Source organism: Nocardioides sp. SR21, assembly GCF_022761125.1.
Classification (GTDB): Bacteria; Actinomycetota; Actinomycetes; order Propionibacteriales; family Nocardioidaceae; genus Nocardioides.
This window is the reverse complement of the sequence record NZ_JAKWJR010000013.1, coordinates 1-11,785: the sequence shown is the minus strand read 5'-3', so window position 1 is coordinate 11,785 and position 11,785 is coordinate 1. Positions and strand designations below refer to the sequence as shown.

The 11,785-nt window shown below is 69.8% G+C and carries 13 protein-coding genes; 8 read left to right on the top strand and 5 right to left on the bottom strand.

Translation table 11 applies throughout. The annotated features are described in order from the left end of the window. Window positions 1-31: 31 nt before the first annotated feature. On the bottom strand, window positions 32-1,216 hold the full coding sequence (locus tag MJ604_RS20880; RefSeq protein ID WP_243060642.1) for an ankyrin repeat domain-containing protein: 1,185 nt from the start codon (window positions 1,214-1,216) through the stop codon (window positions 32-34). After that, complete coding sequence (locus tag MJ604_RS20875; RefSeq protein ID WP_243060641.1) at window positions 1,213-2,184, bottom strand: SMP-30/gluconolactonase/LRE family protein; 972 nt, start codon at window positions 2,182-2,184, stop codon at window positions 1,213-1,215. Before MJ604_RS20875 ends, MJ604_RS20880 begins: the two co-directional genes overlap by 4 nt. Before the next feature lie 109 nt (window positions 2,185-2,293). Here MJ604_RS20875 and MJ604_RS20870 point away from each other — a divergent pair, with 109 nt between their 5' ends. The 3 genes from MJ604_RS20870 to MJ604_RS20860 all read left to right on the top strand — a co-directional run bounded on the left by MJ604_RS20870 (window position 2,294) and on the right by MJ604_RS20860 (window position 4,892). Beyond that, complete coding sequence (locus tag MJ604_RS20870; RefSeq protein WP_243060640.1) at window positions 2,294-3,442, top strand: sensor histidine kinase; 1,149 nt, start codon at window positions 2,294-2,296, stop codon at window positions 3,440-3,442. Next, window positions 3,439-4,065 carry a response regulator transcription factor gene (locus MJ604_RS20865; protein ID WP_243060639.1) on the top strand — a complete coding sequence of 209 codons (627 nt, stop codon included), beginning with the start codon at window positions 3,439-3,441 and terminating at the stop codon, window positions 4,063-4,065. Before MJ604_RS20870 ends, MJ604_RS20865 begins: the two co-directional genes overlap by 4 nt. Window positions 4,066-4,154: 89 nt before the next feature. Then, the gene (locus MJ604_RS20860) at window positions 4,155-4,892 is read left to right on the top strand and encodes a hypothetical protein (RefSeq protein WP_243060638.1); all 738 of its coding nucleotides are present in this window, start codon (window positions 4,155-4,157) and stop codon (window positions 4,890-4,892) included. Between the two features lie 44 nt (window positions 4,893-4,936). Here the strand turns inward: MJ604_RS20860 and MJ604_RS20855 are convergent, their stop codons facing one another. Continuing rightward, window positions 4,937-5,176, bottom strand: a complete 240-nt coding sequence (locus MJ604_RS20855) for a hypothetical protein (protein WP_243060637.1) — start codon at window positions 5,174-5,176, stop codon at window positions 4,937-4,939. Window positions 5,177-5,604: 428 nt separating this feature from the next. On the opposite strand from MJ604_RS20855, the gene MJ604_RS20850 reads away from it, so the two are divergent. Together MJ604_RS20850 and MJ604_RS20845 are read left to right on the top strand one after the other, a co-directional pair. Beyond that, complete coding sequence (locus tag MJ604_RS20850; protein WP_243060636.1) at window positions 5,605-6,699, top strand: hypothetical protein; 1,095 nt, start codon at window positions 5,605-5,607, stop codon at window positions 6,697-6,699. 96 nt (window positions 6,700-6,795) lie between these two features. Next, the gene (locus MJ604_RS20845; protein WP_243060635.1) at window positions 6,796-7,122 is read left to right on the top strand and encodes a hypothetical protein; all 327 of its coding nucleotides are present in this window, start codon (window positions 6,796-6,798) and stop codon (window positions 7,120-7,122) included. Here the strand turns inward: MJ604_RS20845 and MJ604_RS20840 are convergent. Continuing rightward, entirely contained in the window at window positions 7,115-7,501 is a 387-nt protein-coding gene (locus MJ604_RS20840) for a universal stress protein (protein ID WP_243060634.1), read from the bottom strand. The genes MJ604_RS20845 and MJ604_RS20840 overlap by 8 nt on opposite strands. 177 nt (window positions 7,502-7,678) lie before the next feature. Here MJ604_RS20840 and MJ604_RS20835 point away from each other — a divergent pair, with 177 nt between their 5' ends. Continuing rightward, the gene (locus MJ604_RS20835) at window positions 7,679-8,641 is read left to right on the top strand and encodes a superoxide dismutase (protein ID WP_243060633.1); all 963 of its coding nucleotides are present in this window, start codon (window positions 7,679-7,681) and stop codon (window positions 8,639-8,641) included. A 206-nt stretch (window positions 8,642-8,847) separates the two neighbouring features. Here MJ604_RS20835 and glnA read toward each other — a convergent pair whose 3' ends face one another. Next, a complete protein-coding gene (gene glnA, locus MJ604_RS20830) occupies window positions 8,848-10,266 on the bottom strand; it encodes a type I glutamate--ammonia ligase (RefSeq protein ID WP_243060632.1) in 1,419 nt (472 codons plus the stop codon). A gap of 191 nt (window positions 10,267-10,457) precedes the next feature. Here glnA and MJ604_RS20825 point away from each other — a divergent pair, with 191 nt between their 5' ends. Both MJ604_RS20825 and MJ604_RS20820 read left to right on the top strand, forming a co-directional pair. After that, window positions 10,458-10,868, top strand: a complete 411-nt coding sequence (locus MJ604_RS20825; protein ID WP_243060631.1) for an RDD family protein — start codon at window positions 10,458-10,460, stop codon at window positions 10,866-10,868. A 22-nt stretch (window positions 10,869-10,890) separates the two neighbouring features. Next, window positions 10,891-11,721: an LppX_LprAFG lipoprotein gene (locus MJ604_RS20820; RefSeq protein WP_243060630.1), complete on the top strand. Its 831-nt coding sequence runs from the start codon at window positions 10,891-10,893 to the stop codon at window positions 11,719-11,721. Window positions 11,722-11,785 lie beyond the last annotated feature (64 nt).

Below are 11,785 nucleotides of genomic sequence, written 5' to 3'. Positions count from 1 at the left end.
GACACGACGACCTCATCCTGCACCATCGGCCCTAACGCCGGAGCAACACGGCGATCTCGTCGTATCCGCGCTGCTGGGCGTGCTCGAGCGGCGTGACGCCGTCGCCGTCGGCGATGCCCCGGTCGGCCCCGGCCGCCAGCAGGATCCGCACGATGTCCTGGTGGTCCGCGCCGCCGTCGCCGAGGATGACCGCCTCCAGGAGCGCGGTCCAGCCGAGGTCGTTGACGTGGTTGATGTCGACGCCGGTCCCGACCACGCGCCGGACGTAGGCGACGTGGCCGCGCTCGCTGGCCGGGATCGGCGACAGGCCGCCGTACCGGTTGCGGATCGTGAGGTCCGGGCCCGCCGGCAGCAGCGCCTCGAGCATCGCGACGCTGCCGGTCACGCCGGTGACCAACCATGGGGTGTCGTGGCGGTCGTCGAGGGCGTCGGGGTCGGCGCCCATCGCCACCAGCACCTGGGCGACCGGGACGTGGTCGTACGTCGCAGCGAGCAGCAGCGCCGTCCGGTCGTGGTCGTCGCGCGCCTCGATGTCGGCCCCGGCCCGGAGCGCGGTCGCCACGGCGTCCGGGTCACCGTCGGCGGCGGCCCGCAGGAGCGCGGCGTCGGGGTCGGCCGGGCGGTCGCTGGTCGTCATGTCGACAAGGATCCTCTCCAGCCCGTCGTACCCGCGCTCGCGGGCCATCTCCAGCGGCGTCAGCCCGGCCGAGGGCGACCGGTCCTCCAACCGGACGCCGCCGGCGGCCAGCACCCGGACCGTGGTGGCGTACGGCGCGGTGTCCTCGCCCAGCCACACCGCCTCGTGGATCGCCTGGTAGCCGATCCGGTTGACGTGGTCACGGTCGATGCCCGCGCGCAGCAGCTCGCCCACCACCAGCCCGTGCCCGCGCTCGGCGGCGCGGATCAGGCCGGTGCCGTTCCAGCTGTCCTTGGCGTCGACGCGAGCGCCGGCGTGCAGCGTGAGGCGCAGCAGGTCGAGGTACCCCTCGCTGGTCGCGATGAGGTACGCCGACTGCTCGTTCTCGTCCTTCGCGTTGACGTCGGCGCCGCGCTGGATGAGGCGGCGAGCACGTTCGACGTCGTTCGCCCAGGCGGCGTCTCGAAGCCGCTCGTCGAGGACGGGCCGAGCCGCCGGGTCGCCCGGCCCGTCCTCGACGGGTGCACAGAGGCCGAGGCCGAGCGCGAGCGGGAGCGCCGCGAGTGCCAGGCGCATCATCGGGTCGGGTCGGTGACGACCTCGTAGGGACCCGACGCGACCGTCTCTTCGAACTTGCTGTCGACGTAGAGGATCCGTCCGCGCAGCACCTTGGCGGTGGTGAGGACGCGGTCGGCCGAGCTCGCCTCCTGGTCGAGGAGCACCGCCCGCCGGCCGCCGTCGGCCAGGCGCAGGGTCGCGACCATCCGGCTGAAGTTGCGCACGACCGTGAGCCTCGTGCCCTGGCGGACCAGGCCGTCGGCGTTGACCAGGTCGGCGTCGCCGGTGTCGACCGGGCTGACCGCGCCGGTGCGCGTCGAGAAGCGCCAGAGCAGCCCGGTGTTGCCCTGGGCGACGACGAACGCCTTGCGGTCGGCGGTGAGCACGATGCCTCCGAGGTTGAAGCCCTCCGCGCGCTCGATCGTGTCCGTCGCATCCGCCCACAGCGTCGCGCGCCAGCCGGACCGGCCGGCGGCGACGCGGAAGACCTGGGCGTCGTTGGAGTTGGTGAAGTACGCCGCACCGTCCGGACCGATCGCGACGTCGTTGAGGAAGACGTCGGTGCCGGGAGCCCGGAGCGCGGCGAGGAGCGTCCCGTCGGCGGCGTACACCCACAGGTCGGGGCGGTCGGTCCCGATGCCGTTGGGGCCGCCGGCGACGTAGACGCGGCCGGCCTTGTCGACGGTGATGCCGCGTGCGGTGTAGCGGCCGTCGGTGCCGTCGCCCGCGAGCCACTCGGTCGCCGCGGACCGGCCGGCCGAGCCGCGGTGGATCTCGCCGCCGGTCACCTCACTGACGTAGAACAGGCCGCGCCGCTGGTCAGCGCCGATGCCCTCGAACTTCGACCCGTCCGGGTCGCCGGTGAGCTGGTAGGTGGCCGGGCGGCCGTGGCCGGAGGCCGGGACGGCGCCCAGGGTGGCGCCCAGGGTGGCGCCCAGGGTGGTGCCGAGGACGGTGGCGGTGATCAGGGTGGTTGCGATGCGCTTCATGCCTCCATCCTTCGGGTGGCGAGAGCGCTGGACGTCGGGCAACCGGCCACGGATGGATAGCCGATCGGTTGATGCCGGGCGAGGGCTGCTTCCCTACGCTGGACCGACCATGACCACACCCGGCGTCCGCGGAATCCTCGCGCCCGCGGCTCGACTCGACCGCTGGCTGCTCGCGGTCCTCGTGGTGCTGCTGGTCACGAGCGCCCTGCGGTACGTCGACCGGCACGGCCTCGACGCGACCGGGGTCGCGGTGCTCCTCGGCGCCGTGCTTCTCGGGCTCGCCTACGCGACGCGCGGCCTGCTGCCCGGCCGGTCCTGGTGGCCGACGGTCTGGGTGAGCGCGATGGTGCTGCTGTGGGCGACGCTGACGATCGTCGCCCCGTCGTTCGCGTGGTGCGCCGTGCCGGTGGCGTTCGCGGTGCTGCGGGTGCTGCCGTTCGGATGGGCGGTCGGGGTCGTGGTCGCGATGACCGTCGTGGTCACCGGCTCCTGGCTCCGCATCACCGACGGCGTCGACCCGGTGCAGGTGGCCGGTCCCATCTCGGTCGCGCTCGTGACCGTGCTCGCCTACCGCGCCCTCGACCTGGAGTCGCGGGCCCGCCAGGACCTCCTGGAGCGGCTGGCCGACGAGCAGCAGCGCACCGGAGCGCTGGCCGAGCGCACCCGCCTGTCCCGCGAGATCCACGACTCCGTCGGGCAGGGACTGTCCAGCATCAACCTGCTCCTGCAGGCCGCCGAGCAGGTGTGGGACGTCCAGCCGGACGCCGCCCGCGGGCACGTCCGCACCGCTGCGGCGACGGCGCGCGACGGTCTCGACGAGGTACGCCGCGTGGTGCGCGACCTGGCGCCCGCCGACCTGGTGGACCTGCCCGCCGCGCTGCGCCGGGTGGCCGAGCGGGCCGCGCCCGGACTCGGCGTGGAGGTGCGCGTCGACGGCGACCCGGCCGAGGTCCCGGCCGACGTCGCCGAGGCGCTGGTCCGCACCGCTCGCGGCGCCCTCGCCAACGTGGTCGAGCACGCCGCTGCGCAGCGGGTGGTGGTGACGTTGACCTACCAGGGCGACGAGGTGGTGCTGGACGTGCGCGACGACGGGCGCGGGTTCGACCCCGGCCTCGTGCGGCCGAGGGGCACGCGGGGCCGTGGCCTGGCGGGCATCGGTGACCGCGCGGCGACGCTCGGCGGACGCGCGGACGTCGAGAGCGAGCCGGGGGAGGGCACCACGGTCTCGGTGCGCTTCCCGCTCGAGGTGCCGTCGTGATCCGGATCGTGCTGGTCGACGACCATCCCGTCGTGCGTGCCGGGCTCCGCGCGCTGATCGAGGGCCAGGAGGACCTGGTCGTCGTCGGCGAGGCGGACGGGCTCGAGCAGGCGCTGTCGGTCGTCGCCGCCGAACCGCCGGACGTGGTGCTGATGGACCTCAGCCTCGGCACGGACAGCGCCGGCGGCGCCGAGGTGACGGCCGCGCTCCGGGCTCTCGAGTCGCCACCCGAGGTGCTGGTGCTGACGACCTACGACACCGAGTCCGACATCCTGCGCGCGCTCGAGGCCGGCGCGCGCGGCTACCTGCTCAAGGACGCCCCGCCCGAGCAGCTGTTCGGCGGCATCCGCGCCACGGCCCGTGGGGAGACCGTCCTGGCACCGTCGGTCGCCGCCACCCTGGTCCGGCGTACGACCCCGGGCGCGAGCACCGTCACCGACCGTGAGGTCGAGGTCCTCGAGCTGCTGTCACGCGGGCTCGGCAACAAGGAGATGGCCCGCGAGCTCTTCGTCTCCGAGGCGACCGTGAAGTCCCACCTGTCGCACATCTACACCAAGCTCGGCGTGGACACCCGCGCCGGCGCGGTCGCCGTCGCGATCGAGCGCCGCATCATCCGCGCGTGAGCCCGTCCCGGCGGACCGTGGTGGGTGTTGGGCCCCACGCCCGTACCCTCGTGACGACAGGCCGGCCACGCTCGGGACGGAGGCAGACCATGACGCAGCGCTTGTTCGTGTCCATCGCTGCGACGGCTCTCGCGCTCGCCGGCTGCTCGAGCACCGACGCCGACCCCGACCAGCTCACCTCCGCGCAGGTCGAGGAGTCGCTCCTCGTCGCTGACAGCCTCGGCGAGGGCTTTGAGGAGAAGGCCGACGACGAGGACGAGATCGACATCGAGTCTCCGATGGGCTGCCTCACGGCGCTCGACGACTTCGACGCGGACGTCGACGCGACCGATGCGAGCGTCCGGTTCGCCTTCCGGCCCGGCGCCGGCCCGGGCCTCCCCGAGGTCACGAACGGGACGCTGAGCTTCGCCACCACCGAGAAGGCGAGCGCCTTCATGGACCGCTTCACCGACTCGGTCGCGAGCTGCCGCACCGTCGACGAGCGCGCTGAGAACGGCGTCGAGGTCAGGCTCGACGTGGCCCTCGACAAGGAGGTCACCGTCGCCGACGCCGACGAGCAGGCCGATCTCCGGGCCGACGGCACCTTCAGCTTCGGCGACCGGGCCCTGAGGTTCTCGGTCGCGATGTCGGTGGTCCGTTCCGAGAACAACGTCGTCGCCGTCCTGACCACCGACCTGGCCGAGCTCGCCGTGGTCAGTCCGCTGACCGAGGAGTACACCCGCCTCGCCGTGGCGCGACTGCTCGCGGTAGCCGACGGGGACGAGGCGCCGGACGACGCGGCCTCCGTGAGCCCCGAGCCGCACACCGGGCCTGCGGCACCGGCCTGACCGGCAGGAACGCCGAGGCCCCGGATCGCTCCGAGGCGACCTCGTCAGGACCTTCCATCTCCGCGGCTGTGCTTGCTCCAGCCGTAGAACTGGTCGCGGTCCCCGGCGTCCCACTGCTCGCGGAGGCCGGGCGCAGTGAGGTCCCAGTCGGGCCGGACCTGTCGCGTCACCTCCCGAAGATCGCGCCAGAGCTCCGCGGTCGAGGGCCGGCCCCAGAACCAGTAGCCGTTGTAGACGGAGTGGACGACCAGGCCCGGCTTCAGCACGAGCGTGTGCGGGATCATCGGGTCGTCAGCCGGATCGGTGTACTCCTGGATGCCGAGCTCCCGACGCCCGGATCGACTTCGCCCAGGAGCGCCCGAGCTGGGTCTCGGAGATCGGGATGGTGCAGGTTGTGTGGTCGGAGTCAGGGAGACCTGGTTGTCGCGCACCGGGTAACGCCGGCAGTCGTGTTGCGGGTGACGAAGGTGCGCACTGCCGCCGAGCAGGGTGAACACGAATGAGCGGCCGCCGGAACTGGCAAGAAGTGGACATGCACCATTTCGTCGACCGTCTTCCGATTTACCTCATTCGGGCCATGTCGGAGTGCAACAAACCCGCGATTCTCGGCTCAGGTCTTCCTGAACAAGCCTGGGCTCGGATCCCAAGCCCAGTGAGTCCGCGATCGGTCTCACTTCGATTTCTCATACGTGTGCAGGAACAGGGGTTCGCCGTGGTCGTTGCAGCTGTCGTCGGGGACAAGATCTTGGGGCTCCGGAGCGAGATCACGGAAGACGTCGTGCAGGTCGAGGACCGCTTCAACCTCAACCTGATCGTCGCCGGGGAGTGGACGCGGCCGCCCGCAGACGTGATCCCCTTTCAGCCGATTGGGCTCGGAAAGCCGCTGACGGTCATTTTGGAGACCCTGTACATCGGTGACTATCCGGACACGTTGCGGGTCATTCCGGGAGATCAGAGGGGTGACATCCTGGTCACCTCCGCGCACAAGCCATTCCAGAACTTCGACGGTGCTGCGCGTGCGATTCACCTGCTGCAGCCGAAGCCTGAGCGACGAGATTTCCTGTACGCGACCGCGTCAGCGGGCGGGTCGCAGCTGATCTACTACAGCCCGGCCGTGACCGACACGAATGTGCTGTTCACAATCGAGATCAGCGCCGACAGGGAGTTCAACGACGAGCTGGCTGACGGCTTGTCGGAGGCGCTGTCGTCGGCGGCCGCCTTGCCGGTCTTCGCGCCGGCAGCGCCGTACCTCGTGAGCGCGGGCGCGGCGGTGAAGATCGGCAAGAAGGCTGCTGACATGCTCGCTCGTCCGGCCCCGTACTACTGCGAGACGCTCCACGTGAACTTTGGGCTGGCGGGGAGAGCGGCGAGCGTCGCGTCCGCGTTGCTGCTGTGGCCCGGCGACGACACGGCCGAGGTCGAGGGATACACGGTCGACAAGGACTTCCGACTGCGCACTCCCGACGGCGACCTCTACAAGGGCGCGAAGCCGTACGCGGTGCTGAGCCTGGATGGAACCAAACACGAGGACTTGGAGGGATGGACGGCTCGGGCGATGTCGGCGGTGATGCTCGAGCGCTTCTTCGAGCCGAAGGAAGCGATGCAACAGACGCTCGACCTGGCTACCGAGTCGCTGTCCCTCTACAACGACGTGTCGTACCAGCGGCGTGCCCTCAAGGCGGCGGACGCCGCCAGGGCTGCCAGCGGTGCGGAGAGGGCGCGCCAGGAGAAGCTGGTCGCGGCCTACAGCAAGAACATCCAGAACGCAGATATTCGCAAGACCGTTGAGCCGGAGGACGAGGGCTGACCGTGGCTCTCCGCAGAGGCGACGAGGACAGGCGGCGGGGAGCCTGCCCGCCAGGGATAGCGCAGGCACCGGGCTCGCAGGCTAGGGAGGTGCGTTATGTGGAGAGAGATTGCAGGCGTAGGACTGTCGTTCGGTGTCCTGTGGCTCGGTGCGACGTTCGCGATCCCAGCTGCGTTCGCAGGCGGAGCGATCACCTTCTGGGGCAAGGCCGGCTACGAGGGGTTGGCCGTGCTCTTGGGGATCGGTTGCTTCATCAGCCTTGTCGTGCTGGTGCCTCCGTACGTTCAGACCGTCGACCGCTGCAAGCAGCTCGAGATCTACCAGACGCCCTCTCTCGCTGAACAGATCACTGGTGAGGAAGTCGTGACGGCGGAAGATCTGGAGTACGTCCAGAAGGGCTGCGCCGACCTGCCCTTCACCTGAGATCCGAGGACTCGGCAAGCTGCTCCCAAGCCGCATTGGCCTGTTGCCGAGCAATCTCGGCTTGTTCTCGCGCAGTCTCTGGAGGGCTCTCCAGTGCGGTGCTCGACGCGAGCAACTCCGTCGGGCACGGGCTCTCGTACAGTGCTGAGCTCGCGACCCGTCCGAGGCGGACATACCCGCCGGGTTCGGGTCGGTTTCGCCCGATGGCCAGCAGCTGCACGTCACGTGCGACGTGCACCACCAAGTCCGCGGGAGTGCCATGGCGCACGTCGACCTCGACGGGCAGGTCCCTGAACTCGTCATGGTGGCGCGAGGCCGTGAGCTCGGCCAGTAGGGATGCGTGGAGGGCGTCGGCCATACCTGAGCCGAGCTTCCGCACGACCATTTCGTCGCAACGGCGCTGACGCGAAGCACCTCCTCGTGAGTCCGCGCAGCCGGCCTCACACCGTGACGGATCAGCTATCGAAGTACAGCCGCTGTCGCAGAGGTGTCCGCATGGTGCATCCGATGCGGGGTACCGCTCGTTGGGTCCGGGGACTCGCTGACCTATCAATCCGTGGAGGATTGCATGAGACTTTTCAGCAAGTCCGCCGTCGTCGCCGCGCTGTCCGGCGTCGTGATCACCTTCCTGGCAATGCCGGCCCAGACTGAGTCGCCTCATCGAGGCGCACCGCACCGGATCGCTCTTCCCGACGGGTTCCAGCCTGAAGGGATCACGAGCGATGGCCGTAGGTTCCTCTACGTCGGGTCACTCGACGACGGTGCGATCTGGCGGGCCGACTCCCGCACCGGCGGGGGTCGGTTGCTGGCACAGGGGCGCGAGCCGCGCGCCGCAGCCGGCATGGAGTACGACCGCCGCTGCGACCGGCTCTGGGTGGCGGGCGCCGAGACCCACAGGATCCGGGTGCACGATCCCGTGACCGGCGAGCGCCTACGCACCTACGGATTCGGGGCCAACGAGAGGTTCGTGAACGACCTGGTCGTGACCCGGTGGGGAGTCTTTGCCACCGACTCGATGAACAAGGTCCTGCTGGTGGTCCGGTTCCGTGAGGGGCGGCAATACCGGTGCGACCTGCCGCCGCGGTCCGCCAGGACCTTGAAGCTCAGTGGCGATCTGGTCATGCAGCCCGGGTTCAATCTCAACGGCATCGTCAGGATCAAGCGCTCACTGGTATCTGTGCAGACCAACACCGGGAACCTGTTCAGGATCAACCCGTTCACTGGAGCGACCCATCGGATCAGGATCCGCGGTGGCAGTCTGGTCAACGGCGACGGCATCGAGCGTGGCCGGAACGGCCTGTTGTACGTCGTGCGCAACCAGGAGGACCGGATCGTCGCAGTTCAGCTGAACAAGGGACTCAGCCGGGGACGGGTGGTGTCCAAGATCGCCGACACCACCTTCGACGTCCCCACCGGTGTCGCCCGGATCGACGACACTCTGTTCGTGGTCAATGCCCGGTTCGGCACCGCACCCGAGCCCGACACGCAGTACTGGATCACCCGGATCCGCCGGCGCTGACCTGGTGGGCCGCGTCCGCTGCTTGCCGCGCGGCCCCAGCCTCCAGGCCGCCGATCGCTGCTCGAGGCGAGTCCCCACGAGGCATCTGCCGACTCGATCGGCAGGCTGTGCCCGTGGACGCGCAGCGGCCCCGCTGGGGGAAACCTGGGGGAATCCTCCGCGGGGCCGCGCGTTTATGCAGGTCAGAGGCCCTTTCGGGCTCTGGTTTAGATGTCGTAGTACAGCTCGAACTCGTGCGGGTGCGGGCGCAGCTGCACGGGGGCGATCTCGTTCTCGCGCTTGTAGGTGATCCACGTGTCGATCAGGTCGGGCGTGAAGACGTTGCCGACCGTCAGGTAGTCGTGGTCGTCCTCGAGCGCGTCGAGGACGGCGTTGAGCGAGGTCGGGACCTGCTCGATCTCGGCCATCTCGTCCGGCGGGAGCTCGTAGATGTCCTTGTCGATCGGGGCGGCGGGCTCGATCTTGTTCTTGATGCCGTCGACACCGGCGAGCATCAGGGCCGAGAACGCGAGGTACGGGTTCGCCGACGGGTCGGGGAACCGGGTCTCGATGCGCTTGGCCTTCGGGTTCGAGCCGGTGATCGGGATGCGGACCGACGCGGAGCGGTTCCGCGACGAGTACACCAGCGAGATCGGGGCCTCGAAGCCCGGCACCAGACGGTGGTAGGAGTTCACCGTCGGGTTGGTGAACGCCAGCAGCGACGGGGCGTGCTTCAGGATGCCGCCGATGTACCAGCGCGCCATGTCGGAGAGGCCGCCGTACCCGGTCTCGTCGTAGAAGAGCGGGTCGCCGTTCTTCCAGAGCGACTGGTGGACGTGCATGCCCGAGCCGTTGTCGCCGAAGATCGGCTTCGGCATGAAGGTGACCGACTTGCCGGCTTCCCAGGCGGTGTTCTTGATGAGGTACTTGAACTTCATCACGTCGTCCGCGGCCTTGAGCAGCGTGTCGAAGCGGTAGTTGATCTCCGCCTGGCCGGCGGTGCCGACCTCGTGGTGCGAGCGCTCGACGAGCAGGCCACAGGCCTCGAGGTTCTTCACCATCTCGTCGCGCAGGTCGCCGTAGTGGTCGTACGGCGCGACCGGGAAGTAGCCGCCCTTGAAGCGGGTCTTGTAGCCCCGGTTGTCGCCCTCCTTGCCGGAGTTCCACCAGCCCTCGACGGAGTCGATGTGGTAGTAGCCCTCGTTGGCGCCGGTCGAGTAGCGGACCGAGTCGAAGATGTAGAACTCCGCCTCGGGGGCGAAGAACGCGGTGTCCGCGATGCCGGTGGTCGCCAGGTAGCCCAGCGCCTTGCGCGCGATGTTGCGCGGGTCACGGGAGTACGCCTCACCCGTGATCGGGTCGTGGATGAAGAAGCTCAGGTTGAGCGTCTTCGCGGCGCGGAACGGGTCGACGAACGCCGTGGACGGGTCCGGGAACAGCGCCATGTCCGACTCGTTGATCGCCTGGAAGCCCCGGATGGAGGAACCGTCGAAGGCGAGGCCGTCGTCGAAGACGGACTGGTCGAACGACGAGACCGGCACCGTGAAGTGCTGCTCGATGCCGGGCAGGTCGACGAAGCGGACGTCGACCATCTCGACGCCTTCGTCCTTGATGAACTTGAGCAGCTCGTCGCTGTTCTGGAACATTCGTCCTCCTTGGTTGCCACCCTCTGGAGCAACCGGAAAAAGTCTGCGAGCAAAGCGACCGGAGCGGCGCTGCGCCGGGCGATGTCCGCAACGTATGCACGTGCAGTTTCTCGACCGTATCCGGTTTGTTTCAGGCATGTAACAGGTGGTCCGTGGATGGACGCCTCGGGCCGCGTTCTACGCTGGCCCGCGTGAGCGACCCCGCAGCCCTGCCCTACGAGACCGCGTCCTGGCCGCGCCGGATGCTGGCGCTGCTCGTCGACTGGATCGCCTCGATCCTGGTCGTCGTCGTGTTCGTCGGCTGGGACAGCTACTCCGAGCCGGGCAGCACCGCCCAGATCTGGGTGCTGCTGGTGTTCGTGGTCGAGAACGCGGTCTTCACCGCGACCGTGGGCGGCTCCTTCGGCAAGATGGCGACCCGGCTCCGGGTGATCCGCGTCGCCGACGGCGGCCACGTCGACCTGCTCCGGTCCTTCGCCCGCTCGGTCCTGATCGCCCTGGTGATCCCGCCGCTGGTGTTCCGCCCCGACGGACGCGGCCTGCACGACGTGCTGGCCGGCTCGGCGACCGTGACGCTGCAGGTCGCTGCCCGCGCCGGCTAGCTGTAGCGCGTTAGCCTGAGGAATGCGCCGTTCCTCGCTCGTACGACGGGTGGCCGCCGCGTCGGTCGTCGTACTCGCCCTGACCGGGCTCACCGCCTGCAACGACTCCGACGCCGACCCCGCGGCCGCCGAGCCGACGGAGACGGCGGCCTCCGAGACGCCGTCCGCGTCACCGTCGGCCGAGCCCGCCGGCGAGGAGATCGACCCGTCGACGTTCATCGCCGACGTGCTCGGCGCGCTCGAGGACGCGACGACCGCGCACGTGACCGTCGAGGTGACGGGCGGGCCGGCGAGCCTGGCCGCCGAGGGCGACATCGACTACTCGACGTCACCGCCCTCGATGGCGATGGCGATGTCGAAGACGCCGTTCGGGCCCGGCAAGGCCGAGCTCCGGCTGGTCGGCGGCGCCCTGTACCTGAGCTTCGACTTCCGGTCGGCCTCGAAGTGGGTCGAGGTCCCGCTCGACGGCAAGGGCAGCCCGCTGGGCGCGAACCTCGCCGAGCAGCTGAACCCGGGTGCCGGGCTCGCCCTCGTCGAGGACGCCGTCACCGAGGTGACCCTCGTCGGCGACGAGGAGGTCGACGGCGAGACGCTGGAGCACTACACGATGCAGGTCCGCACCGACACCGCGCGCGGGCTGCAGGAGCAGCTCGGCGGCATCAGTGACGACCTCGACCTCGACCTGCCCAGCCTGGTCACGTTCGACGTCTGGCTCGACGACACCGGGCTGATGCGCAGGTCCGAGATGGCGCTGGGCGACGTCGGCTCCGTCACGACGACGATGTCCGGCTGGGGTGAGCCGGTCGACATCGAGGCCCCGCCCGTGGACGAGGTCATGCAGTTCGGCGGCTAGCTGTACCCGGCCGGGACGTTGGTAGCGGTCCTGGTCATTGACGTGAAAGAGAACCCCCGGGTGG

Excerpts from the sequence above, each read along its gene's own strand:
- MJ604_RS20860 (WP_243060638.1), top strand. The coding sequence starts at position 4,155 with ATGACGCAGCGCTTGTTCGTGTCCATCGCTGCGACGGCTCTCGCGCTC.
- MJ604_RS20870 (WP_243060640.1), top strand. The coding sequence starts at position 2,294 with ATGACCACACCCGGCGTCCGCGGAATCCTCGCGCCCGCGGCTCGACTC.
- MJ604_RS20855 (WP_243060637.1), bottom strand. The coding sequence starts at position 5,176 with ATGATCCCGCACACGCTCGTGCTGAAGCCGGGCCTGGTCGTCCACTCC.
- MJ604_RS20880 (WP_243060642.1), bottom strand. The coding sequence starts at position 1,216 with ATGATGCGCCTGGCACTCGCGGCGCTCCCGCTCGCGCTCGGCCTCGGC.
- glnA (WP_243060632.1), bottom strand. The coding sequence starts at position 10,266 with ATGTTCCAGAACAGCGACGAGCTGCTCAAGTTCATCAAGGACGAAGGC.
- MJ604_RS20875 (WP_243060641.1), bottom strand. The coding sequence starts at position 2,184 with ATGAAGCGCATCGCAACCACCCTGATCACCGCCACCGTCCTCGGCACC.
- MJ604_RS20820 (WP_243060630.1), top strand. The coding sequence starts at position 10,891 with ATGCGCCGTTCCTCGCTCGTACGACGGGTGGCCGCCGCGTCGGTCGTC.
- MJ604_RS20845 (WP_243060635.1), top strand. The coding sequence starts at position 6,796 with ATGTGGAGAGAGATTGCAGGCGTAGGACTGTCGTTCGGTGTCCTGTGG.